20 protein-coding genes and 1 pseudogene are annotated in these 26,203 nt (G+C 69.4%); 10 read left to right on the forward strand and 11 right to left on the reverse strand.

Going from position 1 to position 26,203, the window contains the following annotated elements:
* The first annotated feature begins 122 nt into the window (after window positions 1-122).
* The 5 genes from MKCMC460_RS01265 (at window position 123) to eccD (MKCMC460_RS01285) (ending at window position 5,750) form a co-directional block, all read left to right on the forward strand.
* Window positions 123-1,223, forward strand: a complete 1,101-nt coding sequence (locus MKCMC460_RS01265) for a PPE family protein (protein ID WP_236979193.1) — start codon at window positions 123-125, stop codon at window positions 1,221-1,223.
* 90 nt (window positions 1,224-1,313) lie between these two features.
* Window positions 1,314-1,616, forward strand: a complete 303-nt coding sequence (locus tag MKCMC460_RS01270) for a WXG100 family type VII secretion target (RefSeq protein ID WP_236979194.1) — start codon at window positions 1,314-1,316, stop codon at window positions 1,614-1,616.
* A gap of 50 nt (window positions 1,617-1,666) precedes the next feature.
* Window positions 1,667-1,954, forward strand: coding sequence for a type VII secretion system ESX-1 WXG100 family target ESAT-6 (gene esxA / locus MKCMC460_RS01275; protein ID WP_236979197.1), 288 nt, complete (start codon window positions 1,667-1,669; stop codon window positions 1,952-1,954).
* 488 nt (window positions 1,955-2,442) lie between these two features.
* Entirely contained in the window at window positions 2,443-4,218 is a 1,776-nt protein-coding gene (locus tag MKCMC460_RS01280; protein ID WP_370653052.1) for an AAA family ATPase, read from the forward strand.
* Window positions 4,215-5,750: a type VII secretion integral membrane protein EccD gene (gene eccD / locus MKCMC460_RS01285; RefSeq protein ID WP_238305224.1), complete on the forward strand. Its 1,536-nt coding sequence runs from the start codon at window positions 4,215-4,217 to the stop codon at window positions 5,748-5,750. Before MKCMC460_RS01280 ends, eccD (MKCMC460_RS01285) begins: the two co-directional genes overlap by 4 nt.
* 10 nt (window positions 5,751-5,760) lie before the next feature.
* On the opposite strand, the gene MKCMC460_RS01290 is transcribed toward eccD (MKCMC460_RS01285), so the two are convergent.
* The 6 genes from MKCMC460_RS01290 to mycP (MKCMC460_RS01315) form a co-directional block, all read right to left on the reverse strand.
* A complete protein-coding gene (locus MKCMC460_RS01290; protein WP_236979201.1) occupies window positions 5,761-6,558 on the reverse strand; it encodes a hypothetical protein in 798 nt (265 codons plus the stop codon).
* A 90-nt stretch (window positions 6,559-6,648) separates the two neighbouring features.
* The gene (locus MKCMC460_RS01295; protein WP_238305226.1) at window positions 6,649-8,892 is read right to left on the reverse strand and encodes a secretion protein EspK; all 2,244 of its coding nucleotides are present in this window, start codon (window positions 8,890-8,892) and stop codon (window positions 6,649-6,651) included.
* Window positions 8,893-8,986: 94 nt separating this feature from the next.
* A complete protein-coding gene (locus tag MKCMC460_RS01300) occupies window positions 8,987-9,316 on the reverse strand; it encodes a YbaB/EbfC family nucleoid-associated protein (protein ID WP_370653131.1) in 330 nt (109 codons plus the stop codon).
* A 5-nt stretch (window positions 9,317-9,321) separates the two neighbouring features.
* Window positions 9,322-10,710, reverse strand: coding sequence for a secretion protein EspB (locus tag MKCMC460_RS01305; RefSeq protein ID WP_236979205.1), 1,389 nt, complete (start codon window positions 10,708-10,710; stop codon window positions 9,322-9,324).
* Between the two features lie 86 nt (window positions 10,711-10,796).
* Window positions 10,797-12,185, reverse strand: coding sequence for a type VII secretion protein EccE (eccE, locus tag MKCMC460_RS01310; protein WP_238305228.1), 1,389 nt, complete (start codon window positions 12,183-12,185; stop codon window positions 10,797-10,799).
* Entirely contained in the window at window positions 12,182-13,534 is a 1,353-nt protein-coding gene (gene mycP / locus MKCMC460_RS01315; protein WP_236979209.1) for a type VII secretion-associated serine protease mycosin, read from the reverse strand. The genes eccE (MKCMC460_RS01310) and mycP (MKCMC460_RS01315) overlap by 4 nt, the downstream gene beginning before the upstream one ends.
* Before the next feature lie 288 nt (window positions 13,535-13,822).
* Between mycP (MKCMC460_RS01315) and MKCMC460_RS01320 the strand changes: the two genes are divergently transcribed.
* From MKCMC460_RS01320 to MKCMC460_RS01340, 5 genes and pseudogenes are all read left to right on the forward strand, one after another.
* Window positions 13,823-14,998, forward strand: a complete 1,176-nt coding sequence (locus tag MKCMC460_RS01320) for a thiolase family protein (protein ID WP_236979211.1) — start codon at window positions 13,823-13,825, stop codon at window positions 14,996-14,998.
* Window positions 14,999-15,053: 55 nt separating this feature from the next.
* Window positions 15,054-15,170, forward strand: a pseudogene (locus MKCMC460_RS01325) (type II toxin-antitoxin system VapB family antitoxin); the annotation flags it as partial.
* A 9-nt stretch (window positions 15,171-15,179) separates the two neighbouring features.
* The gene (locus MKCMC460_RS01330; protein ID WP_238305230.1) at window positions 15,180-16,955 is read left to right on the forward strand and encodes a serine/threonine-protein kinase PknH/PknJ; all 1,776 of its coding nucleotides are present in this window, start codon (window positions 15,180-15,182) and stop codon (window positions 16,953-16,955) included.
* A gap of 11 nt (window positions 16,956-16,966) precedes the next feature.
* On the forward strand, window positions 16,967-17,947 hold the full coding sequence (locus tag MKCMC460_RS01335; protein ID WP_238305232.1) for a serine/threonine-protein kinase: 981 nt from the start codon (window positions 16,967-16,969) through the stop codon (window positions 17,945-17,947).
* Entirely contained in the window at window positions 17,947-18,651 is a 705-nt protein-coding gene (locus tag MKCMC460_RS01340; RefSeq protein ID WP_238305234.1) for a sensor domain-containing protein, read from the forward strand. The genes MKCMC460_RS01335 and MKCMC460_RS01340 overlap by 1 nt, the downstream gene beginning before the upstream one ends.
* Here MKCMC460_RS01340 and eccA read toward each other — a convergent pair whose 3' ends face one another.
* Genes eccA through MKCMC460_RS01365 form a run of 5 tightly spaced genes read right to left on the reverse strand, consistent with a single transcriptional unit; the run spans window position 18,652 to window position 26,187 of the window.
* Window positions 18,652-20,493, reverse strand: coding sequence for a type VII secretion AAA-ATPase EccA (gene eccA / locus MKCMC460_RS01345; protein WP_289624961.1), 1,842 nt, complete (start codon window positions 20,491-20,493; stop codon window positions 18,652-18,654).
* Complete coding sequence (eccE, locus tag MKCMC460_RS01350) at window positions 20,490-22,028, reverse strand: type VII secretion protein EccE (RefSeq protein WP_236979219.1); 1,539 nt, start codon at window positions 22,026-22,028, stop codon at window positions 20,490-20,492. Before eccE (MKCMC460_RS01350) ends, eccA begins: the two co-directional genes overlap by 4 nt.
* Window positions 22,025-23,662: a type VII secretion-associated serine protease mycosin gene (gene mycP / locus MKCMC460_RS01355; protein WP_238305235.1), complete on the reverse strand. Its 1,638-nt coding sequence runs from the start codon at window positions 23,660-23,662 to the stop codon at window positions 22,025-22,027. Before mycP (MKCMC460_RS01355) ends, eccE (MKCMC460_RS01350) begins: the two co-directional genes overlap by 4 nt.
* Window positions 23,659-25,161 carry a type VII secretion integral membrane protein EccD gene (eccD, locus tag MKCMC460_RS01360; RefSeq protein ID WP_236979221.1) on the reverse strand — a complete coding sequence of 501 codons (1,503 nt, stop codon included), beginning with the start codon at window positions 25,159-25,161 and terminating at the stop codon, window positions 23,659-23,661. The genes mycP (MKCMC460_RS01355) and eccD (MKCMC460_RS01360) overlap by 4 nt, the downstream gene beginning before the upstream one ends.
* Window positions 25,162-26,187, reverse strand: coding sequence for a MinD/ParA family protein (locus tag MKCMC460_RS01365; protein WP_370653053.1), 1,026 nt, complete (start codon window positions 26,185-26,187; stop codon window positions 25,162-25,164).
* Window positions 26,188-26,203: the final 16 nt, after the last annotated feature.

Consider the following 26,203-nt stretch of genomic DNA (forward strand, 5'->3'; position numbering starts at 1 on the left):
GCGATAACGACGACGTTCAGGCCCGGGAAACCATTTCCTCATTGCATAACTGAACAAATTGGAATGGCGCCTGCGTTTTCGCCGATTACCGACAAAATCGAGCCGGAAGGGAGTTGATCACCATGCTGTGGCACGCAATGCCGCCGGAATTGAACACCGCTCGGCTGATGGCCGGTGCCGGACCGGCACCGATGCTGGCTGCCGCCGCGGGATGGGAATCCCTGGCCGCCGCCCTGGACGCTCAAGCCGTCGAACTGACCGCGCGGCTGAACTCCCTGGGCGAAGCCTGGACCGGCGGCGGCAGCGACAAGGCGATCTCGTCCGCGCTGCCGATGGTGACGTGGCTGCAGACCGCCTCGGCGCAGGCCAAGACGCGCGGCATGCAAGCTGCCGCCCAAGCCGCCGCCTACACCCAGGCGATGGCGACCACACCGTCGCTGCCCGAGATCGCGGCCAACCACATCACCACCGCGGTGCTGTGCGCCACCAATTTCCTTGGCATCAACACCATTCCGATCGCGTTGAACGAGATCGACTACTTCGTCCGGATGTGGACCCAGGCAGCCGTGGCGATGGACATCTATCAGGCCGAGACGCTGGTCAACACGATGTTCGACAAGATCGAGCCGATGGCGGCCATCCTCGACCCGGGGATGAGCCAGAGCATGGCGTCGAGCCCGCTGATCGGTATGCCGGCCCAGCTCGGCGCGCTGACCCCGGAGACGGTGCAGGCCACCGCCGGGCAGGTCGCCGAACTCAGCGGCCCCATGCAGCAGCTCGCCCAGCCGGCGCAGCAGATGACCTCGATGTTCAGCCAGCTGGGCAGCAACTCGGGCGGCACCGGTACCGGACTGGGCGACGACGAAGCCCAGCTGGGTCTACTCGGGGCCAGCCCGCTGTCCAACCACCCGCTTGCGGGCGGCTCGGGCGCGAGTGTCGGCGCGGGATTGCTACGCGGGGAAGCAATCCCGGGCGCCGGCGGCACGTTGGCCCGCACACCGCTGATGACCGGGCTGATCGACAAGCCGGCCGGTCCGGCGGTGCTGCCGGCGGCCGCAGCCGGGGAATCGGCGACGGGTGGCACCGCCCCGGTCGGTACCGGCGCGCTGGGTCAGGGCGCACCAGGCGGCGGCACCCGGGCGGCGCTCGCCGTTCCGGCCGCAGCGGCCGACGAGCACGACGAACCAGAAGAAGACCTGTGGGACGACGATGACGACTGGTGATCCCCACAGCCACCGCAGACTTCCCGGTCAACCGGGCCGGAAGACTTGCCAACCGATGGCGAGGAATGGAAAGAGAGAAAGAAGTCCAGCATGGCAGAGATGAAGACTGATGCCGCTGCCCTCGCGCAAGAGGCAGGTAACTTCGAGCGGATCTCGGCCGACCTGAAGACCCAGATCGACCAGGTCGAGTCCACCGCAGCGTCGCTGCAGGGTCAGTGGCAGGGTGCCGCCGGTCAGGCCGCCCAGGCCGCCGTGGTGCGGTTCCAGGAAGCCGCCAACAAGCAAAAAGCCGAACTCGACGAGATTTCGACGAATATCCGTCAGGCCGGCGTCCAATACCAGCGGGCCGACGAGGAGCAGCAGCAAGCACTGTCCTCGCAAATGGGCTTCTGATCAGTTTCCTCAAATCCCCCAAATACCACCAAGAAAAACGGAGCAACGACATGACAGAACAGCAGTGGAATTTCGCGGGTATCGAGGCCGCGGCCAGCACCATCCAGGGAAATGTCACGAGCATTCACTCCCTGCTCGACGAGGGCAAGCAGTCCCTGACCAAGCTCGCCGCGGCATGGGGCGGCAGTGGTTCGGAGGCCTACCAGGGCGTTCAGCAGAAGTGGGACGCCACCGCCCAGGACCTCAACAACGCGCTGCAGAACCTGGCCCGCACGATCAGCGAGGCCGGTCAGGCCATGCAGTCGACCGAGGGCAACGTGACGGGGATGTTCGCGTAACAAAACCCCTTTGTACGCGTAGACTCTCGAGGCACGAGATCGGGCGAGTTCAACCCAGTTCGGGGGATCTCGCCCCTTCTCGTGCTTAATACGTTCTGGCGAAATTCCGAGAGGTTCTGATGCCGGCCGACTATGACGCGCTCTTTCGGCCCGCCGCGGATTCCGATTTGCGCGAAGATGACGCCGGGCAAACTTTTTTCGACCCGAATGCCTTGGCCGGGGTCGTACCCGAAAATGGCCGGAGTACGCCCACCCCGCCACCGGTCGACTGGTCACAGCCACCAGCGCCGGTGGCGTTGGCGCCCGCGCCTCCCGCGCCTCCCGCGCCTCCCGCACCGCCGCCCGCCGCTCCCGCACCGCCCGCGGCTCCCCTACCGCCTTCCGCGCCTCCCGAACCGGCGCCCGCATCTGCCGAACCACCCTCCGCGGCAACGGAGCCGGCGCCGGTCAGCGGGCCAGCCGCGGGGTCGAAATCACCACTTCCGCCGATGCCCATCGGTGGACCGCCACCACCGCCGCCGCCCGCGCTGCCGCAGTACGAGCCCGAACCACCGCCCGTGGCGCCGCCCGCAGCCGAGCCGCCACGACAAGATGCGGAGCCTGCCGGCGAAGCCGCGCCCGCCGAGCAACAGCCCGCGCAAGCCGAACCACCTCGCCCGCAACAGATCTCGGCCGCAACACCTGCACCACCGCAAGCGCCGTCAGCGGCCCCGGCGCCCCCGGTTCGGCCCCCGGCCCCCAAGGCGCCGTCAGCCCCCTCCCCCACCAATGGCGCGCCGCCGCACCGCGCCGCCCCGACCGGACCGCCGCCGGTCCGGTGGGATCGTCCGGCGCCGCCTCCGGTGCCGCCGAGCGAGCGCACCCAGACCGCGTCCGGCGACATCCCCAACCGGCGGGTGCGGCTGGGCCCGACACAGCAGCCCGCACCGCACCCCACCGAGGCGCACCCACCCGAGACGCCGCCGGTTGAGGCGCCCCGAACCACCGAGCCGCCGCGGCGGGCGCGGCGCGGACACCGCTATCTGCCGGACCCGGATTCCGGCGAACCAGACCCGGGGGGCGGCCCCTACTTCCGCGTCCCGATGCCCGAAAACCAGGTCGGGCAGGCACGCCCAGTCGCGCCCGAACCGCCGACTGTACCGTTCCAGCTCAACCAAGCCGCACCTGCCGCGCGGGCACCCAAGCCCCCGGCGACCCGGCCCCGACCCGACTCGCAGCCTCCCGGCGAACGACGCAGTGCGGCACCGAAACCCCCTCCGGTCCGGCCGGCGCCACCGAGCCCGGCGCCGTCGGCGTCCACCCCCGCTGCACCGGCTGCACAGGCCACCGCACCGGCGCCCACCGCTGCACCACAGCCGCAGCCACCGGCACCGGCCGGCCCCAAGCCCATCCCCCAACGGGGTTGGCGCCGTGGCCTTTACCGGCTCACCCGGATCAACCCCGGCCTGTCCCGGGACGAGAAGTACGAACTGAGCCTGCGTACCCGGATTCGCCGTCAGCCGCGTGGTTCGTACCAGATCGGGATGCTCGGCCTCAAGGGCGGCGTCGGCAAGACCACCACCACGGTCACGCTGGGCACCATGCTCGCGCAGGTGCGCGGCGACCGCATCCTGGGGCTGGACGCGGATCCCGGCTGCGGAAACCTCGCCGAGCGCGCGGGCCGCACCTCGCCGTCGTCCATCGCCGACCTGGTGGCCGACAAGAACGTGTCGCACTACAACGACGTCCGCGCACACATCAGTGTGAACTCCGACAACCTCGAGATACTGCCGACTGCGGAGTACGCCACCGCCGCGCGCGGGCTGAGCGGCGAGGACCTGCGCCTCGCGGTCGACACCGTGTCGAAGTTCTACAACCTGGTGCTCGCCGACTGCGGCCCAGGCCTGTTCGACCCGGTGACCCGAGGCGTGCTGGAGACGGCGTCGGCCATCGTGATCGTGACCAACGTGTCGGTGGACAGCGCCCGGCAGGCCGAGAGTGCCCTGAAGTGGTTGCGCCACAACGGTTATCAAGATCTGCTCGATCGTGTGGTGGTGGTCGTCAACCACGTCGCGGTCGGCGAGACCAACGTCGCGGAGAAGCAGTTGGTGCGCCAGTTCCAACAACTGGTACGGCCCGACCGGGTGGTACTGCTGCCGTGGGACAAGCACATCGCGACCGGGTCCGAAATTCAACTCGACCAACTCGACCCCGACTACAAGCGCCGGGTCCTCGAACTGGCCGCGGCTCTGTCCGACGACTTCGAAAGGGCGGGACGTCGTTGAGCGCACCTACTGCCACTGCCGGTACCAGCACGGCGGGCGCGACGCCCGCACGACCCGCCACCACTCGGGTGACCGTGCTGACCGGACGGCGGATGACGGATCTGGTGTTGCCCGCGGCCACACCAATGTCCACCTACATCGACGAGACCGTCGCGGTGCTCGCCGAGCTGCTGGAGGACACCCCGCCCGACATCCTGGCCGGCTTCGACTTCGCCGCACAGGGCGTCTGGACTTTCGCCAGGCCGGGAGCACCGCCGCTGAAACTCGACCAGTCCCTGGACGAGGCAGGAGTCGTCGACGGATCGTTGCTGACCCTGGTGGCCGCGAGCCGGACCGAACGGTACCGACCGCTCGTCGAAGACGTCATCGACGCGATCGCGGTGCTGGACGAGTCCCCTGAGTTCGACCGGCCGGCCGTGGACCGGTTCATCGGGGTGGCGATTCCGATCCTGGCGGTGCCGATCACTCTGGCGGCCATGCGGGCGTGGTGGCTGACCGGCCGCAGCTGGTACTGGGCACTGGCGCTGGGCTTGGTCGGAATCGCCGTTCTGGCAGGATCTTTCGTGGCCAACCGCTTTTACCGCAAGGCCGAGTTCGCCGAGTGCCTACTGATGGCATCGGTGCCGTTGATCGCGGCCGCGGCGGCGATCGCCGTGCCGCTGCCCCGCGGGGTGAGCGCGCTGGGCGCGCCGCAGCTCGCCGCCGCTGCCACCGCGGTGCTGCTCGTCACCTTGTTGGTGCGTGGCGGGCCGAGGCGACGCCACGAGTTGTCCTCGTTTGCCGTGATAGCCGCGATCGCGCTGCTCGGTGCCGCGATCGCGTACGGATACGGCTACCAGCGCTGGGTCCCGGCCTGTGCGATCGCCTTCGGCCTGTTCGTCATCACCACCGCGGCCAAATTGACGGTCGCCGTGGCCCGGATCGCGTTGCCGCCCATACCCGTTCCGGGCGAGACCGTGGACAACGAAGAACTGCTCGATCCGGTCGCCACCGACGAGACGACCACCAGCGAGACCCCCACCTGGCAGGCGATCATCGCGTCGGTGCCCAACTCGGCGGCCCGGCTCACCGAGCGCAGCAAACTGGCCAAGCAACTGCTGATCGGCTTCGTAACAGCGGGTGCGCTGATTCTGGCCAGCGGCGCGGTTGCGGTGGTGGCACGAGGGCACTTTTTCGTCCACACCCTGGTGATCGCCGCGCTGCTGATGGTGCTCTGCGGCTTCCGTTCCCGGCTATACGCCGACCGCTGGTGTGCCTGGGCATTGCTGGCCGCGACTGTCGGCATCCCGACCGGGGTCACCGTCAAGCTGAGTCTCTGGTACCCGCAGTGGGCCGCGTTGATCCTGGGCGGTTACCTCGCGCTGGTGGTCATTTCTCTGGTGGTGACCGGCGCGACGGCGCCGGTGCGGCGCGTTTCGCCAGTGGCCAAACGGATTTCGGAGCTGATCGACGGCGCTGTGGTCGCCTCCGTCATCCCGCTGCTGCTGTGGGTGACCGGTGTCTACGACATGGTGCGCAATCTGCGGTTCTGAACCGGCCGGGTCAGACCGGGCCGGCGGCACCACCTGATGCGGGTGTACCGGCAGCAGCCGCCGTGTCCGCCACCGGGGCGCTGACCAACGTAGCCGAACCCGCCGCGGCACGATCGGCCGACTGCGTTTCGTCGTCGCCGTCGTCGTCCTGGTTCTCGCCGTCGGGCTTGTTGTCACTGGCCAGCTGGGCCGGCGAACCGCCGCCCTGCGACGCTTGCGACGCGGCCTGCTGCACGCTCTGCCCCACCTGCTGGCCCATCGGGGTCAGCTGCTGACCCAGCGGCGCCAGCTGAACCAGCTGCGGCACGGTCGCCTGCAGGTGCGGGGTCACCGCCGCGACCTGCCCGCTGACCGCCTCAGCGAACTGTTGGCCAACTCCGGCCACGGCCGCGGTGCCACCGGCCGCACCCGGCAGTTGTCCGGGCGCGCTCGCCGGCCCGCCCAGCGTTGCCGCACCGAGCGTGCCCGCGTCCGTCTGACCCGACGCGGCCGCCATGGCGCCCAGCGTCGGTGCGGCGCCGTCGAACCCGTCCTGCGACAGCGCTTGGCCCAGCGACTGGTCGGCTTTGGTGTAGATATCCGCTGCGGCGATCATGCGTCCGGCGGTCCGTCGCAATGCTGCGGTGACACCGGGCAGGCCGTCGGAGACCAGGGACTCGATGCCCGGCATCGTCTCGTTGATCGCCGCCGACACCGCGTCCGTCCCGGCCACCTGCATCGGGGCGGGCGGAGCGGGGAAAACGAGTTCGGAGAGTTTGCTCGCCGCAGCGGTGAGACGGGTGGGATCGACAGCCAGTGGTTCAGCCATCACAACATCCCCTCGGTGCGAGCCCCATTCGACGAATTTTACCGGACCTGACGCGCCCTTCCCGCGCCAATTCTGTTGCCGAACCCGTCTTCAGCAGGTTCCGGTCAGGGCACTGTCGAGCAGCGCGGCGACGCACCGCCAGTACAGGAAGTCCTCGACGGCCAGGCGCTGGGGTTGCCCGCCCGCCGCACCGTAAGCGCGGTGCAGCGCGAGTTCGCGACAGTGCGTGGCGTAAGCGAAAAATGCTCGCAAATGCGCGATTTCGCGACCGGTGGCGGTGCTGGTCATCGGCTTCATCAGATCGAACCAGAGCATGTGCCGCTCGTCGTCGGGTGTCTTCTCGTCGGCCGGGGCCGGCGGCAACAGGTCCAGCAGGTGCAGGTCGTCGGTTTCCTGCAATTGGGCCGCCGACGACGGGTCGACCACCTCGAGCCGGGACCGGCCGACCATCTTTCCGCTGTCCGGGATGTCGTCGTCTTCCAGGACGATCTTGGCCACGCCCGGATCGGAATTCGCCAGTTGCTCCGCGGTTCCGATCACCGCGCGCAGCTCAAGGTCGTGGAAGGCGGCCCAGCCCTGCACCGCCAGCACGGGATAGGTTGCGGTGCGCGCCTTTTCGTCGGCGGGAAGGGCGCGGTCGGCGGTTGCCATGAAGACCTTGGCGGGCAGCTGGACTTCCTCGGGGATGTAGGCCAGCCCGTAGCTGTTGGCCACCACGATCTCGCCGTCGGTGGTCACCGCGGTGATCCAGAAGAACCCGTAGTCGTCGTCACCGCCGCTGTCGCGTGCGTTGAGTGCCGCGGCGACCCGTCGAGCCAGCCGCAGCGGGTCCTTCTTGGCGCCGCGGGCGCCGACGGCCGCGGCAACGGCATCGCGTGCCGCGCGAGCCGCCGAGACGGGCACCGACGGCAACGCCGTCACGTCGTCGGACGGCTTCTTCTTGTCGGTGTCCTCGCTTGGGGGCGCCGGACGTGCCGGCGGCGCGGTCCGCGCTCCCGCCGCGCGGGTCGACGTGGCGACCGGAGCCTTGCCCGCCTGGGGGGCGCGCCCGCCCGCGGCGCGGGTTCCGGCCGCCGCGGCGGCACCGGTGCCCTGGTTCGTGGCCGCAGCCGTGGGTGCGCCGCCAACTCCGGGCGACGAACCTCGCATCGGCGCCGCCATACCGGTGGCGGCCGCGGGTGTCATGGCCGGGGACGCGTCGTCGCTGCGGTGTGCGGGTCCGGAGGAGCCCGCGGGCTGTTCGGTACGGCCGGGCGAAAGGTCGTTCGCTGCAGCCGGTTTCACGTGTACGGGCTCGGTGCTCGGCGTACCCGATGGGCCCGGCGTCGGGGATGCACCGGGGCCCGCGGGCAGCGACGGCTGATTCGGCGATGGGTTCGTCGGCGACGGGCTGGGGGTCGGGTGCGACGGGCTGACCGGTGCCGGCGACGGGGTGGGCTTCGGGCTCGGATTGACCGGCGTCGCAGGGGCGATCGGAGTCACCGGCGTCGCAGGGGCGACCGGACGATCCGGGTGCGGCTGGGCCGGGGTGACCGGTGTGACCGGCGGGCTCGGAATCACCGGCGTGACCGGGATGACCGGGGTTACCGGGGCGCCAGGGTTCACCGGGTCGTAAGGGTTCGCCGGCGTCGGCTCGAACGGCGTCGGGGTCACCGGCGGCACCGGAGTGCCCGGCCCGACCGGCTGGTAGGGATTGGCCGGTGTCGGCTCGAACGGAGTGGGCACCGGGGCGACCGGGCTGGGCACGCCAGGCGACGGAACCACCAGGGTCGGCACGTCCGGGGCCGGGGGCATCACCTGGTGCAGCAGATCCTGCAGCGCATTGTGCGGCGGTCTCCAGTCCTTGGAGGCCAGAACCTGTTCGGCGGTTTCGGCGACCAAACTGCTGTTGGCCTCGTGCGTCGCCCGGACCACCGCGTTGATGGCGGCGACGCGCGCTTCGGCTTGGAGTTCCGGATCGTGCTCCAGGATGGATATCTCGCGCTGAGCACCGTCCACGTTGTTGCCGATCTCGGCCTTCGCCGCAGCGATCAATCCGGCGATGTGCCGGTGCCAGGTGATGACGGTGGCCAGGTAATCCTGCAGCGTGCTCAGCTCGGTCAGATTGGTGCCGAGTGCGCCGTTGGCCGCGTTGGCCGCACCACCCGACCAGACGCCGCCGTCGAAGACCTCGACCTGTTGACGACGGGCCGCGTCCATGACATCGGTGACCTTGCGCAGCATCCGGTTGTACTCCTGCGCGCGGTCGTAGAACGTGTCCTCGTCAGCCTGCGGCCAGGCGCCCGGTTCGAGCATCTGACCGGCGTACTCGCCCGTCGGTCGCGGAATGCCCATCACCTGCTCTCCTCTCGCCGATCGTGAATCTCACTACGCGACACGCTGATTCGCCGTCGGGTGATTCACACTCGGCGGCGATAAGGAAGTTGTTTCAGGCGTTGCTCGCCCTGCTCATCGCTTCGAGTGCGGCGGTCAATTGCTCCCCCGCGGCGGCGTTGTACTCGCTGGCCGCCGCCTGCGCGTTCTGCAGTGCCTCGTTGACCCGCGCGCCGACCGCCTCGGCCCCCAGTTCCCGGATCAGGCCGTCATTGATACGCACGCCGGTCAGCCACTGGTGCCCGTTGATCGTCACCTCAACCGTCTCGGCCGCGTCCTTACCGCGGAACGCACCGGCGTTCATCTGGTTGAGGGTGCCTTCGAGGGCCTGCTGGAATCGTGCCGCCAGCGCCAACGCCGCCGCGACGTGCGGCTCCATCTCCATGTCGGTCACTTCGACTCCTTGCTGTCCTGCCGGCGACGTTGACCGATGACGGCCTCGGTCCATTCCCGGTCCTCGGTGTAGAGCGCCTCGTCATCCTGTTGTGCGCCTTTGGTTTTGGACCCGCCCCCGCCCTGGCCATGGGCGCCCATCGGCATTCCCATACCGCCGCCGCCCGGGCCGGCGCCCCGGCCGGCACCGGCCTGTCCGGCACCGCCGATGTCGCCCGCGCCGGCCGGCCGCACCGACTCACCCGCGACGCCGGCGCCGCCCGCCTCCGCCAACGGCATCGACGGCATTCCGCCGCCACCGCCGCCACCGAGCGACATCGGTTTCATGCCAGGCTCTTTCGGCAGACTCGCCGCCGCGTCCCGGCCGGCCGCCGACAACTCGGCACCAACGCCGGACGGCATGCCACCGCCGGCACCGCCACCGGTCATCGGCATCATCGGCGCCTGCATTGGCGAACCCGAACCCCCGCCGGCCATACTCGCCGCCTGCATCACCTGGGTGGGGATCAGACCCGGGGTCTGCGCCGGAGGCGGCGGGTCGATCTTGATCGCGGCCGGCGGCTTCGGCGGGTTCACCGCTTCCAGTTGAGCCTTGTTCGTGTACTCGTTGAGCACCTGCTCGGACTTGGACTGGTACTCGGCGTAGAGCTTGATCGCCTGATCCTTGTAGGCCGGATCCTTCGACAGCTCTTCGAGTTTGGTGATGTCGGCCAGCGTCGGGTGCGAGCGCCTGGCCCACAACTGCAGCTGCGCCAGGTAGGTGCCCTGCTTGCCCAGCGCGGTCGCCAGCTTGGCCATGTGGGTGATCCACTCGCGCTGCTGGTCCAGCGAGGCCTCACACGCGGTGGCCGCGTCGCCCGTCCAGTTCTCGAAGATGCGGAACCGCTTGACATCTGCCTGCAAAGCGAAGCTCAGCTGGTTCCATCCGTCGGCGAACGCCGCCAACGACGCGCCCTGGTCGCCCGATTCCAGTTTCGTTGCGGCAGCCTTCAAATCGGTGAACCCGTCGTCGCCGGCGGCAGCGACCTGCTGGGTGTCCTGCAGGCCCGCGGAGTTGTCGCCGCCGACGCCGCCGGCCGATTCGCCGGACACCTCGCCGCCGTCGTTGTTCAGCGCCGTCGCGCCTTCCTCGTCGACGTCACCGTAGGCCTTGGCCGCGTTGCGCAGGGACGTCGCCAGCCGCTGACGCTCCCGCACCCCGGCAGCCAAAAAGTCCCGCATGTTCTGGGCGGACAACCGCAGCTGCTCGGCGGCGTTCTTCGCCGCCGTCAGGCCGCACGGCGCCGCGGGGACGTCGGCCGGTGGCGTGGCCATCGGGGCTTCCACCTCGTCGGCCCGCGACAGGATTTCCTGCTGGTCCACCGTCACGGTCTGCGGCTGAGTCATATCGGATAGTCCTCCTTAATGCTCTAACCATTATCGTCGCCGCACGACGGGCTCCCCGCACCAAAATCGGCCGGATAGGTCGACCACTACTTGGGCAGGGCCAGCGCGAACCGGCTCTCCTCGGGCGGCGACACCCGCCTGATCGGCAGCTCCCGGTGCCGTGGGGTGCGGACCAGGTTGTGCCGCAGCACCACCTTGTCGACGCCGGGATGCGGGCCCAGGTACGTCGTCGCGTTCGGCCACGCGACCTTGGCTTCGGAGCCCACCTGCGCGCCGACCAGCCGGGCGAATTCCTCGAAATGCGCGCCGACGGTCACCGTCGCGCCCGCCGCCGCCGCGCGCACCACGAATTGCGTAAATGCTTGTGCGTCACCAAGATTAAGGCTCACGTCGACGTCGTCGAACGGCAGGTAGACCGGGCAGCGGTGCACCGTCTCGCCGACCAGCACACCGGCCGACCCGATAGGGATCTGACAGTGCCGGTTGGTGACCAGATCCTGGCCCGTCAGCGCCGGCCGCTGCCCGCCGAACAGCCGGGTGAAGCCGCGCGGCGTCTTGGGTTTACCGGCCGTGGTGAGCAGCACGGTGGCCTGCGGCGGCTCGCCGGGCCGGATCCGGACCCGGGTGACGGTGTGATCGGCGCGCGCCGACCACCACTGGTCGGGACCGCCCAGCGCGGTATACGCGGCGGTGTAGGAGTCGCGGCCTTTGATCATCGACCACTTCTCCCGCACGAAGCCGATGTCGATCGCGTGGTCGTAGTCGTCGAAACTGCGTCCGCATACCGCGTCGACGCCGTGGCTGGCCAGGTCGTCCGCGATGCGCGTCGCCGAGGCCACCAGATACCGGGCCAGCCCGGCGACGCCCTCGTCGCGGCGCTGTGCCGCGCGGCGGGTGCGTTCGGGGTCGGCGCGCAGCATGATCCAGGTCCGGCGGTTCGCCGGGGCCGGATCGGCGCCGATCACCCGCTGGTACAGGCTCACCACGTCCGGCGCGGCGGTGCGGCCCACCCGGAAACCGGCCGAGACCACGTCGGCTTCCATCTCGGGGCAGTGCACCTCCAGCAGCTGTTCGAGCAGCCTGGTGTCCAGCACGTCGTCGGTGTGGGCCACCCCGTCGACGATCACCGTCGGCGTGAACGGCCGCGGCCTGAGTTCGATCACCGCGATCAGGTGATCGCGGCGCCAGCGCACCGCGACGTGATCGCCGGGCTTGACGGTGGCTCCGACTTCCGGCTCGGACGGCACGTCGGGCGGCTTGCGCCGTCGGCGCAGCCACGCGAACACGGTCGCCACCCAGCCGGTGAGCCGGCGGTCGAAGAAGGTGACGAATACGACGACGGCACCGACCGCGACCAGGACGATGCCCACCCACCAGTACCGCGTCGGGGCGAACACCAGGGTGGCCAGCGGGGCCAGCACCGTCAGGACAACCGTGTGGCCGGTGGTGAACCGCAGCCGGACCGGGTTTCTCATCGGCGCCTCAGTGCCCGCGCCGTCAGCGCGCCGAAGACCAACGCCAGCAGCAGTCCGCCGACGGCCAGCGTCACCGCCGTGATGGGCCGGCGATCGGGCGCCGGCACGGGGGCCGGCGACGGCAGGCGCCGGACGTTGTACGGGATGGTCGCCGGGCCGGGCGCGATGTCCCACGTCAAGGCCGCGACGGCGTTCACGACACCGGCGCCGACCAGGTCATCGACCCCACCGCCGGGATGCCGTGCGGTCGCGGTGATCCGGTTGATGATCTGCACCGCGGTCAGCGCGGGAAACCGCTGCCGCAGCAGCGCCGCCAGACCGGAAACGTAGGCCGCGGCGAAGGAGGTACCGGCGATGGGAACCGGACCCTCCTTACCCTGCAGGGCGTTCACGGGGTCGCCGCGGTCACCGAGCGCGACGATGCTCTCCGCCGGTGCGGCCACCCCGACCCACGGGCCGTGCATGGAAAACGTGCTCGGCACCCCGCTCTCGCCGATCCCGCCGACGGGCAGCACCAGCGGCGCATACCAGGCCGGTGTCACGACGGTCTGCACCTTGTTCCAGCCACGCGAATCAGTGGGCGTCGCGGCGTCGGGCAACGGATTCTGCGCGCAGTCGCCACCGGTGTTGCCGGCCGCGACGACGATCACCGCCCCCTTCACATTGGCGGCGTAGTCGATGGCGGCACCCAGACTCGCCTCGTCGATCGGCTTGCTCACCTTGTAGCAGGCGGCTTCGCTGATGTTGATCACCCCGGCGCCCAGATTCGCCGCGTGCACCACCGCCCGAGCCAGGCTGCGGATCGACCCGGCCGCCGGGGTGGAGTTGGGATCGTTCGGATTCGCTTGGGCGCCAACGGGTTCGAAGGCCTCCGAGGTTTGCCGTATCGAGAGCAGCCGTACGTCGGGGGCGACGCCCACGTACCCGTCGGTGGGCGCGGGCCGACCGCCGATGATGGCCGCGGTCAGCGTCCCGTGCGCGTCGCAGTCCGATAATCCGTCGCCGGCCTGCGCTACGAAATCGCCGCCGGGCTCGGCCGGCACCCGCGCAGACGCGGCGACGCCGGTGTCGATCACCGCGACCGTCACCCCGGCTCCGGTGGCGAACTTGTGGGCTTCGGTGACCCCGACGTAGGAGTTGCCCCACGGCGGGTCGTGGAACGTGGAGTCGGGGAACACCGTCGCCGAGGTGCACTGCACCCGCTGCTCGGTCGGCTGGTCGGGACCGGTCACGTCCGGCGGCAGCGCGCCGGGATCGATAGCGGGCGGGGTGATTGCCATGGCGGACGGTGCGGTCAGCGGCGCCATCGTCAAGGCCAGCGCCACCGTCGTCGACAAGATCCGGTGCACCCCCGAATCACTCCGTTCATCGAGTCAGTACGGCCTGGCAATCCTGGGAGCAGTTTAGACGTAACGGGTGCGTAAACGGTGCTATTCGGATCGGGGCTTGGCGGCGCGTGTGTCCCGTCGCCCAGGCTGCGGAACACGCCGATTTGCGGCCTGAATTTCCGATAGCTCGCCAAGTGCCGGTGCGCTGGCCGATCCGGCCGGCCGGGCGTTACATAGCTCACCACTATTGTAAATACGGTACTTGCTACGATTGGGCTCGATTCCCGACAGAAAGCTCGAGGTTTGTTCATGGCCACACCCGTTATCGTCGGCGCCGTTCGGACCGCGATCGGTCGTTCGTTCAAGGGCACGCTCGTCAACACCCCGCCCGAGACGCTGATCACCGCGGTATTGCCCGAGGTGGTGCGCCGCTCCGGGGTGGACCCCGCCGCGATCGACGACATCATCTTCGCCGAATCACATTACGGCGGTGGTGATTTGGCGCGTTACGCGGCGACGGCCACCGGACTCGAGCACGTGCCCGGCCAGTCGGTGAACCGGCACTGCGCGGGCAGCCTGACCGCGATCGGCAACGCCGCGGCGCAGATCGGTTCCGGCATGGAGCGGGTGCTGATCGCCGGCGGCGTGCAGTCGCTGTCGATGACGCCGCTGACCAACTGGCGTATTCCCGGCCCGGAGCTGAAGTTCGAAGAGCGCTGGATGCCGCCCACCCATGTCGAGACCCCGGACGCACCGGCCAAGGACATGTCGATCACCGTCGGATGGAACACCGCGCAGTCGGTCGGCATCACCCGCGAAGAGATGGATGCCTGGGCGGCCCGCTCGCACCAGCGCGCCGTGGCAGCCCAGGACGCCGGCAAGTTCGCCGAGGAGATCCTGCCGCTGAAGATCACCCAGTTCGACGGCTCGGTGGTCGACTTCTCCGTTGACGAGCACCCGCGCCGCGACACCACGGTGGAGAAGCTGGCCGGCCTGAAGGTGCTGCACCCCGAGATCGAGGGCTTCTCGATCACCGCGGGCAACAGCAGCGGCACCAACGACGCGGCCGCCGCGGTCGCCCTGGTGGACGCCGATTACGCCGCCGCCGAGGGGTTGAACGTGATGGGCAGGGTCCGGGCCTGGGCCGCCGCCGGGGTACCGCCGCGCGACTGCGGGCTGGGCGCGGTCAAGGTGATCGGCAAGGTGCTGCAGCGGGCCGGCCTGTCGGTCGGGGACGTGGCGCTGTGGGAGATCAACGAGGCGTTCGCCTCGGTGCCCATCGCCGCGTGCCGCGAGTACGGCATCGACGAGGAGCTGGTGAACTTCTCCGGCAGCGGTTGCAGCCTGGGCCACCCGATCGCCGCCTCGGGCGCGCGGATGGTGACCACGCTGACCTATGAATTGGCAAGGCGCGGAGGCGGTATCGGGGTCGCGGCCATGTGCGCAGGCGGCGGTCAGGGCGGGGCGGTCGTCATCGAGGTGTGATCACCGCGTTCAGTTGCTGGTGGGAGCTCTGCCCTGAGCCGGGTAGCGTTCTACCGTGGGCTTGAACATCAAGAGTGACCGCACTGTGGCGCTGGTGCGTGAGCTCGCCAGCCATGCCGGCACCAACCAGACCGCGGTGATCCAGGACGCTGTCGCGCGCCGGCTCGCCGACGGTTAGACCATGCTGAGTCCCGGAACGGTAGTGGCGGGATACCGCATCGAGCGGCTGCTGGGCTCCGGCGGCATGGGCGAGGTGTACCAGGCCGCCCATCCGAATCTGCCGCGGTTCGACGCGCTCAAGGTCCTCAACGCGCAACTGTCCCAGGACCCCGATTTCCGGGTCCGCTTCCTGCGCGAGGCCGACGTCGCCGCCCGGCTGGACCATCCCAACATCGTCTCGATCTACAACCGCGGCCAGACCGAGCAGGGCCAGCTGTGGATCGCGATGCAGTTCGTCGACGGCACCGACGCCGACCGCGCCCTGGAATCCGGTGCGATGACCCCGGCCCGCGCGGTGCACATCGTCGGCGAGGTCGCCAAGGCGCTCGACCACGCGCACGGCCAGGGCGTGGTGCACCGCGACGTCAAGCCCGCCAACTTCCTGCTGTCCGGACCGACGGGTCCCGACGAGCGGGTGTTGTTGGGGGACTTCGGAATTGCGCGCGCCCTGGGCGATGCCGGGTTGACGGTCACCGGTTCGGTGGTGGCCACGCTGTCCTACGCGGCACCGGAATTACTCAGCGGCCAGCCGTTCGACGGTCGCGCGGACCTGTACTCGCTGGGGTGCGCGCTGTTCCGGTTGCTGACGGGCAAGGCGCCGTTCTGTTGGGCCCAGGGCTTGCCCGCGCTGGTGGGCGCACACCTGCAGGCCCCGCCACCGCGGGTCACCGAATGGGCGCCGGGGTTGCCGCCGCGCCTGGACGCGGTGATCGCCACCGCGATGGCCAAGGACCCCGCACAGCGGTTCGCGTCGGCGCGGGAGCTGGCGGCAGCCGCCGCGGACGCCCTTGCCGAACAGTCGACCTCGACAACCGCTCCGTGGCAACCGATCTCGAGCAACCAGGTCAGTGACTACTCGACCCCGGCGCCGGCGTGGTGGCAGCCGGGCCAGGACCGCACCCTGGCGGCCACACCCGCACCGGCCGCGCCGCCCGCGCCACCCCCGCCGGGTTGGCCGACGCCGGCGCCTGCGCCTGCCCCGCGCCGTCGCCGGGGCCGGATCGCCGCCGCGATAGTGGCGGCGGCCGCAGCGACAGCCGTGATCGCTACGGTGGCGGTGCTGACCGTGCGCTCGCCGTCGCACCCACCCGCATCGGCACCCCCGTCGACCACATCGGTGACCAGCGGCGCTGCGACCACCACGACGGCCAATGGTCCGGTGCCACCGGTGATCGCTTCCGAGCTACCCGGATTCCTGCTCCCCGCCGACCAGATCAAAACCATAATGGGCACTGCCGCAATGCAAGTCGTCGAATCCGACGCCGATTCGTGGGCCAACGCCTCGTCCTACATTTCCGACCAGGACTGCGTCGGGCCCTACCAGCCTGCCGACTTGGCCGCCTACAACAACTCCGAAGCCAAAGGATCGCAACGCCAGTTCCTGACCAACCCCGCCGGGGGGGCCGACGTCCAGCAGGCCGTCATCGTCTTTCCCAGCGCCGACGCCGCGCAGAAAGCTCTCGCCGCGCAGCATCCGGTGTGGGCGGCGTGCGCGGGGCGCACCTTCACCGTCACGCTGCCAAACGAGAGTCCGCACCGGTGGAGTTTCGGTGCGTTGAGCAACCCGGACGGCGGCCTGGCGATCACCACCGCTCGCGAGGGGCACCACTACGTCGGTTGCCAGCGCGCGCTGACCGCGGCCAACAACGTGCTGGTCGACGTCGGTGCCTGCAGCATGAGCACCGACCACCACGGCGTCGCCATCCTGGAGGCGATTTTGGCGAAGATCCCGCACTAAAGTCGGGTGCGATGAGCATGCTGAGCCCCGGGTCCATGGTGGCCGGGTACCGGGTCGAGCGGGTACTGGGCACCGGCGGCATGGGCGAGGTGTACCTGGTCGCCGATCCGAATCTGCCCAGACATGCCGCGCTCAAGGTTCTTCCCGTCGCGCTGTCCGGCAACCCGGAGTTCCGCGCCCGGTTCCTGCGGGAGGCCGATATCGCGGCGCGGCTGGATCATCCGAACATCGTGTCGATCTACGACCGCGGCCAAACCGAGCACGGCCAGCTGTGGATCGCGATGCAGTTCGTCGACGGCACCGACGCCGCGCACGCGCTGCGGGCCGGCACCATGACCCCGGCGCGGGCGGTGCACATCGTCGGTGAGGTCGCCAAAGCGCTGGACTACGCGCATCAGCGCGGCGTGGTGCACCGCGACGTCAAGCCCGCCAACTTCCTGCTGTCCGGTCCGGCTGGTCCCGACGAACGAGTGTTGCTGGCGGACTTCGGTATTGCCCGCGCGCTGGGTGAGACGGGATTGACCGGCACCGGTGCGGGGATGGTGACGTTGTCGTATGCGGCGCCGGAGGTGATCGCCGGCGGACACGTCGACGCCCGTGCCGACCTGTATTCGCTGGGCTGCAGCCTGTTTCAATTGCTGTGTGGGACACCGCCTTTCGCCAGGGACGGTGGTGTTGCCGCGGTGGTGGCCGCGCATCTGCACGCGCCGCCGCCGCGGGTCGGCGAGCGGGTGCCCGGCCTGCCGCCGGAGCTGGATGCGGTGATCGCGACGGCGTTGGCCAAGGACCCCGCGCAGCGTTTCGGCTCGGCGCGGCAGTTGGCCGCCGCGGCCGCGGCTGCACTGTATCCGGCTGCGCCGGTGGCTCATCCGGCGCCGCGGCCACCGCTGCCCGCCCGCCCCCACCGTTGCCCGCCCCGCCCCCACCGTTGCCTGCCCCCGACCCGGGGCGGCGCGGCCGCATCGTCGCCGCGGCCGCCGGTCTCACCGTGATGGTCGCCGCGGTGGCCCTGGCGGTGACCATGATCATTCGCTCCCCGGCGCCGCGCTCGGCCGCCCCGCCCTCTTCGGCCGCGCCGACATCGTCACCGGCCAGCACGTCCGCGACACCCACCATGGCGCCACCGGCGGCGGTGTCGCTGCTCCCGCAATTCCTGTTGCCGCCCGAGCAGATCGCCGGCCTGCTGGGCGTCGCCGCGATGAAGGTGTCCGACTCGTCGTCGCACGGGTTCACCGACAACACGCAGTTCGTGTCGGACAAGGAGTGCACCGGCCCGTACTCCCCCGGCGACCTGGGTGCCTTCGGCCGCTCGGGGTCGATCGGTTCGCAACTACAGTTGCTGACCAACCCCGATGGCCCCAACGCCGTGGAGCAGGCCGTCATCGCCTTTCCCAGCGCCAGCGCGGCCCAGCAGGTGCTCGCCGCCCAACAGCGGCAATGGCAGGCGTGCTCGGGACGCACGTTCACCGTCACCACCCCCAGCGAGACACCGTCGGACTGGACTTTCGGCCCGCTGACCACGTCCGGCGGGACGCTGGTGATGAGTTTCGTTGCCCGGCTGCGTAGTTCGGTCAGTTGCCAGCGGACGATGGCCGTTCGCAACAACGTCATCATCGACATCGCGGTCAACGGGTTGAACGTCGGCAACCACGGGGTCGACGTGCTCAACGCGATCGCGGCGAAGATACCCGGGTGATCAAAGCGCTATCGGCACATGCTTTTCCGCACACGCATCGCGCACGGCGGTGATCACGTCGGCGGCGCGTAGCGTCTGTAGGTCGTCGACCGTCACCGAGCCCTTCGCGCTGCGGTGCTGCGCGGCCACCCGCGAATCCCGCAGCCGCTCGGCACGTTCCACCACATTGCGGGCGAACCGGCCGTTGTGCATCACGTCGATGCCGTGCGTGCCGTCCGGGGCGTGGTACTCGCCCAGCACCGTGCACGCCGCGTTCAGCGCCGCTGCGGCCTCGGGTGCGATCACCGTGGCGCGCGGATCGCCGTAGCGCACCGCAATCTCGACCAACTCGTCCGGGGTGTAGGACTCGAAGCGCAGCTTGCGGTTGAAGCGACCGGCCAAACCCGGGTTCACGGTGAGGAATTCGTCGACTTCCTTCTCGTATCCCGCGCCGATGAAGCAGAAGTCGAACCGGTGCACCTCCAGCGCCACCAGCAACTGATTGACCGCCTCCATGCCGATCATGTCCGGCCGCCCGTCCTGGTGTCGCTCCACCAGCGAGTAGAACTCGTCCATGAACAGGATGCGGCCCAGCGACCGGTTGATCAGTTCGTTGGTCTTGGGTCCCGACGCCCCGATGTGCTCGCCGCAGAAGTCGGCCCGCTTGACCTCGACGATCTCGGGGTGCCGGACGATCCCGAGCCCGGCATAGATCTTGCCCAAAGCCGCCGCGGTGGTGGTCTTTCCGGTCCCGGGGGGTCCCACCAACAGCATGTGGTTGGTTTGATTGGCCACCGGCAGCCCGGCCGCAAGGCGCAGGGCGCGAACCTCGATCTGATCCTCGAGCTCCGCCACCGCCCGTTTCACATCGGCCAGCCCGACCTGGTTGTCCAGTAACGCGCGCCCCTCTGCCAGCAGCTCGTTGCGTCGCTCCTCGTTCTCGGCTTCGGTGCGCTGCTTCGCCGAGCGCTGGGTGCTGACGTCCCATTTGTCCGTCCGGGTCGCGATGACATCCTCTTCGGTGATCACCAGTTGCAAGCCCGGATCAGCCAACGCCTGCTTGGCCGCCTCCATCAGCGCGCCGTTGATGGTCGCGCGGGACAACCACACCTGCGCCTGCTGCTCCTCGCCTAGCTGACGGTGTGCCATGCCACGCACGTAGGCCAAATCTGCTGCGATCAAGGGGAACTCGGCGGCATCGATCGCTGCGGAGGTCAGTTGCCGGCGAGCCTGCGTCGGACTGGGATGGTTGGCCCGCACCTCGACGCGATCCGCCCACTCCAGCGCGACCCGCGCCTGCCCCAGGTGCGCCGCCGCGTGCGCGGCCAGCGCACAGGTCGCCGCCGTGACGGCCGACATGATGATGGCCTGCGGCGGCAAGATCGCCGCCGCGACCGAGATCACGTCCGGCCAGCGTTGCGTCGCGAACATCAGGTACGCCTCGAGATGTTGCTGCCACTGATGGTTCTCCCACGCATCCAGCAGAGCCGAATCCGCCAGCAGCGCTGCGGCTTTCTGATACTGCCGGTCGTCGATGAGGGCACTGGCCAGCGCCAGACCGGCGTGCGAGGCTTCGGTCACCGAGATCGACAGGTACGGGCCCGCTTTGACGGGTGCCGACAGCCGCACCCCGATCCGGTTCGTCTCCCGATGCAACCGGGGCCCGTATTCGTAGAGCTGTTGCACCGTCGGCAGGGACTCGTCACCTGCCGCGATCAGGCCTAGCCACGCATCGGCCATCGCGGGATCGATCTCGGTGGCTTCCCGGAAACGCGCTCTGGCACCGGCCAGGTCGTTGTCCAGCAACGCCATCGCTTGGTCGAAGCGTTTGCGGGCGGCGGCGGTGCTGGTGCTGCTGGTCATGGCGCATCCACTGGTTCGAGTTCGCCACTGCGCAGGACGGTCGGCTCGGACGACACGTAGCGATTCTCGGCGCGAAACAATTCGATCTCCACGGTATGGGTCCGGCCGCCGGCGGACACCTCGACGGTCGCCGGCCCGGTCTGCGTGATCAGGACGCTGGCGAAACCCCGGTAGGCTGCGTCTCGGTCGCCGACCGAGACCACGGTGTTCGGGCGCGGCGACGGCGTCACGGTCCCGTCCACGACACTGACGGTGGTTCCGGCCACCGGTTTGGCCGCGTCGGTGACGGCAACATCGGGCATGCGAACACTGGTCCAGCGTCCGGGGTTTCGGGTATGCACCGTGATCCGCTCGCCAGCGCCCGCCAAGCGCACCACGATGCGCTTGGCCAGTGCATCCTCGGCGGCGATGTGCACGCGGCTGAACTCCCCCGGATCATCCAGCGGCAACAACATCCGATCGCCCGCGCCGACCTTGCCCAGCAGCACTCCGGACGGGCCGACGGGTATCACGACGGGACCGGTCAGCACGCCGTGGGCGACACCGCGCAACACCGGTAGCGGGCCACACAGGCTGGCCGCTACGGCGTTCGCCTGCTCTCCGGGCAAGGTCTGCAACATCGTGCTCGGCGGGGCGGTCGGTGGTTGTGCGGTTCGGGCCGTCAGCGTCGCGGCGACACCGCCATCTGCGAAAAGCGTGATGTTCTGCGTGATTCCGTCAGCCCGCAGCATCCAAGCCTGGGCCAGCGCGGCAGTGGTGATGTCGGCGGGCCGGTAGGAGTAGCTGGTCAGCCAGCCCGCGTCGGCACGCACTGAGCGCCACCGGCGATTCGCGGCGTCCAGGGCCGAACGTCCCAGCCGCCGTTCGAGTTCGACGATGTCGGTCGCAGTCGCCACCTTGGCCCGGATTCCGTGCTGGCGCATCACCGCGGCGATCCGCTGCGCGACGGCCAGGGTCGCGGTGCCGATCGAGGAACGGCATTGCAGCGCCTCCACATTGGCCAGTGCGGCCACCCGCACGATCACCCAGGTCTCGCGCTGCCCGGCGTACGGAGGAGTGCCGATCAGTGTGTCGTACACCCGCGGGTAGTCCCCGGTGCTACGTCGTCGGGCACCGGTAGTGACGACACTCAGCGAATGGACCACAAGGCCCAGGCTCTGCCGCATCAGCGGCCGCAAAGCGGCGATGTCGACGGTGTTTTCGGTCCGAGTCGAGGTGGAGCCGGTGAACAGGGTCGCGACGTGCGGCTTGCCGAGCAGTTGTACTGCGGCCACCGCGACCCCATCTTGATATCGCACTCCGCCACCGGCGCGGTCGTTGGCAACCGTCAGCGGATCGACCAAGGTGATCGGCCGGTGACGCCGCCCCCACAACAGCAGCCATTCCCAGCCCGTCCGGCCTCGCCAACGCAGCAGACACAAAGCCGCCACGAACGCCGAAACCGCTGTGGCACAAAGGTATCCATCGATCGCCAATCCGGTCAGGAAGGCAGTGAACACAGCGGCGATGATGGTCAGCCGCTTGGTCGCCGTCATCGTTCCCGCCGCACTCGAGCGATCAGGGCCACACCGGCGGTGACCGCCAGGACCACGCCGGCGAAGACCAGTGCGGCGCTGCGGGCACGGTGATCCGGTGGTGCCGGCGGCGCGGTGGGTGTGATGACCCGGCTGTGCGCCCCCGGCGCGAGCCGATCCCCCACCGGCACGTCGAAGGTCAATGCAGCCACCGGATCGACGACGCCGTAACCGACTTGGTTGTCCACGCCGCGCGGCGGGTTGTGCGCGGTCTGCAGGATCCGATTGATGATCTGGTGCGCCGACAGGGTGGGGTACTTGGCGCGCACCAACGCGGCGACACCGCTGACATAGGCGGCCGAGAAGCTGGTGCCCCAGATGGGCATGTTCTTCTCGCCCGGATGAATCGGCGGGTAGGCGTTGACCGGGCCACCGGTTTGCGGGGACAACCCCATGATGCCCACGCCCGGCGCGGCGGCAGCCACCCACGGCCCGGCGAGGCTTTTGCTGATCGGCGCCCCGGTATTGTCCACCGCCCCAACAGATAAGACGTAATCGGAGAACCAGGAGGGAGACGAGACCGTCTTCACCTGATGCCAGTCCCGCGGATCCGAGGCGTCCAACGGGTCGAAGGAGGGGTTCTGTGCGCAGCCGTCCTCGCTGTCGTTGCCGGCGGCGGCGACGATCACTGCGTCCTTGACCGTGGCCGCATACCAGACGGCCGCGCCGATGGCGGCCTGGTCCAGCGGATCGGCGGCCGAAACACACGATGTCACACTGATATTGATCACCTTTGCGCCCATGTTGGCGGCGTGCACGATGGCGGTAGCCAGGGATGCGATCGACCCGGCCTTCTTGCGGACCTCCGAATCACCGGGGCCGGGGTTCACCGGTTCGAACGCCCGGGAGGACTGGCGGATGGAGATGATCACCGCGTGCGGCGCGACGCCCACCACCCCGTCGGGTGCCCCCGGCGCCGGACCCGGAACCTCGGGAACGTCGGCGGGCCCGGTGCCGGGATCCCCTGGACCGCTGGACGGTTCGTCGGACGGCGGGGGCGGGGGTGGTGCCGGCTTGGTCTCGGTGACCGTCACCGGGGTGGGCGGCGGCGGGGGTGCCGGTGGCGGCGGGGCACCGCCGGGCGGGGGCGCCGCGGACTCGACCGGTGCCGGGCCGGCCGGCGGTGGGAAGGCCGGGGCACTCGGCATCGGCGCCGGCATCGGACTGCCTTGCGGCGCAGCACCTATCAGTGACGCCACGATGGTGCCGTGCGCGTCGCAGTCCATCAGCCCGTCACCGCTCATGATGTAGTCCCCACCCGGCACCACCCGTAGCCGGGGGCTGGGGTTGATGCCGGTGTCGATGATCGCCACCGGTACCCCGTTGCCGGTCGAGTACTGCCAGGCCTTGCCGATGTTGAGCATGGTGAAACCGGGCGCGGTGACGGCCACGTTGGGATCGGCGATGGTGATGGTGCGCGCGCACATGTTGCTCTGCCGCATCGGCTGGTCCGGCCCCGGTCTACCGTCCGGCGGGACCCGGGCGGGATCGATGGTGGGCTGCGGAATCGCCAGCGCCACAGGCACGTTAGCCGACAACGCCACCGCCAAGGTGACCAGCGTCAGCACCAACAGCCGTCCGCCGATGGAACTCATCGCATCCGCACCCAGGTGAACAGCCCGCCAATCCACGCTGCCAGCGGCAACGCGGCGATGATGGCCACGATCTCCAGCCATTCGGCTGCCATCCGCACCAGCGGGGTGAACCTGGTGACGGGCACCAACAGCGCCGCCAACAGTCCCGCGCCGGCGAATGCCGAGAGCAGCACCGCCGCACCCAGCACTGCCTGCCCGTGGGAAGCCGGTTCGTGCACAACGTATTTGATGACGCCGGCACAAGTGGCCACCGCGGCGCCGCAGACCAAGGCGACCGCTTGGCGCTTGTCGGCGAAGGCCCGGCCCCGGCTGATGAAGATCACCACGAACAGCCCACACAGCACCGCGGCCGCAGTGGCACGGTCGCGGCCGGGCATCAAGGTGGCCCATACCGCTGCCGGCAGCGCCGCGGCGGCACCCACGCAGATCCCGGTCAGCACACTGTTGGCACGTATCGCCGCCCGGGCGATCTGCGCCCCACGGGCGGTGGTGTCGGGATTGACATCCTCCGCGCCACCCTCCGTGCCGTCGCTCACCGGGGAGACGGCGTCGACCGGCATACCGTCCGCGCGCCGGAACAGATCGCGCCCGGTGATCGAGCCGAAGTACGGCGGCCGGATGCGGGCGGCCCACAGCGAGATGGTCGGGGCCATCGTCAGAACCAGCAGCAGGGCTACGAGGGTGCACATGCCCAGCCACTGAGCCGGAATCGGCCACCACATCCGCGGCGCGGCCACACTCGCCCCAAGTGCGCACCAGGTCACCACCGCCGCTGCCGCATCGACATGGCGCCGGGTCGCCGTCGCGAGGCCGCACGTCAGCACCCCGACCGCCAGCACCGCGATGAAGACGTGGGCCGACCCGAGCCTGCCGGGCGCGGCAGCGCCCAGGCTGACCGCGATCAGCGGCACGGCCAGCCAGCCGAACCCGTCGAGCATGTCGACCCGGCGCGGCCACCACCGCCACACCGCCACCGCCGTGCTGCCCAGGACCAGCCCCGTCCCGCCGGAAACCAGCGCAGCCAGCAGCGAGTCGGATGAGATCCGCTGCCGCACCACTAATCCGAGAATCGTGACGGCGACCATCGCGACGATCGCCAGCGCGGTATGGGCGGCCGTCTGCACGGTGACGGGTTCGAAGAGTTTCTTGCCCACCCGTGCCAGACCGGTGGACAGCGACTCGTATTGCGGCTCGAACGACTCCCCCTCGGTCGCGGGTACCAGCGTGAGGGTGGCGCCGTCCTCCACGCCGAGTTCGTCCAGCGTCTTTGTGACGTCCAGGCGGACCCCGTTGGCTTTGTGGAGTTCGTATCCGACGCCGGATTCGAGCCCCGGCAAGCCACGGCGCCTGAGTTCGTCGTTGACGAGTTCGACGACGTTGTCGACGAAGACCTCGATCGGCACCGAGGCCGGGTACACCTGCGAGAGCAGGTGTTCGCCGCAGACCACGGCGACCGCGCACCGCGCCGGGAACGAGACCTTGCCAACCAGCGACGTCATTTAGCGAGGCCTGTCGGCGTCCGGAATGTACTTGTCGGCCAGCGCCGCCGCGATCTCGAACAGTCGCAGCCGCGATTTCTTTTTCAGTTCGTGGCGGGTATCGATGATGCCGCCCTTGGCGAGATACGGGTCATAGGGCATGAATTCGACTGTTGCACCGGATTGCTGGAACCGCTCGGTCAGGTATGCCAGGGCGTCGGCGTCGTACTGGTCGCGGCTGTCGTTAAGGATCACCGTGCTGCGCGACACCAGTTCGTGGTATCCCATCGACCGCAGCAGATCGATGGCGCGCGTCACCGGCAGCGACGTGTCGGCGGTCAGCCCGGAGACGAACACCAGCGCGTCGCAGGCATCGAGCACCGCCTTCATCACCGGGTGTTCGATGTCGTCGGATGTGTCCACGACGATCACGGTGTGGGTTCGGCGCAGCCGCGACAGCACCCCGGTGAACATGGACGGAACTAGCGGCCGGGGCTGATCCGAGGCCCGGTTACCCGCCAATACATCGAGGCCGATGCTGTTCTGCCCCAGATGTTCTCGGATATCCGCGTAACCTTGCACGTCGGTGTCGTTGAGCACCGCCGAATAGTCGCCCGGCGGGGATTCGTCGATGCGTCCGGCCAACGTCCCGAATCCGGGAGCGGCGTCGATCGCAACGACGTTGTCGGGTCGGCATTCTCGGAACACACCTCCGATGCACGCCGTCATCGTGGTCTTGCCGACGCCGCCCTTACCCGAGACCACCCCGATCACGTACTGCTTACGGATGTGGCGTCTGATCCGGGCCTGCAGCTCCCGATAGTGTCGCTCAGCCGGTGACTCACCGAGGTTAATCGTCTGAAACGAGATGTTGTACAAGAACTTTCGCCATCCCGAACCGGGCGGGATCTTCCGCGGCGCCACCATGTCAGAAATCCGCAGTGTGCCCGACACCGACTCTTGGTGCACGAAGCGCCCAGCGGGCACGTCCCGTTGGGTCATCCCCGACTGCTCGGCATTGGGGCCGGCATTCCACGAGTTCGTCACGACACGTCTTCCGACA

Source organism: Mycobacterium sp. 20KCMC460 (assembly GCF_022179425.1).
Classification (GTDB): Bacteria; Actinomycetota; Actinomycetes; order Mycobacteriales; family Mycobacteriaceae; genus Mycobacterium; species Mycobacterium kiyosense.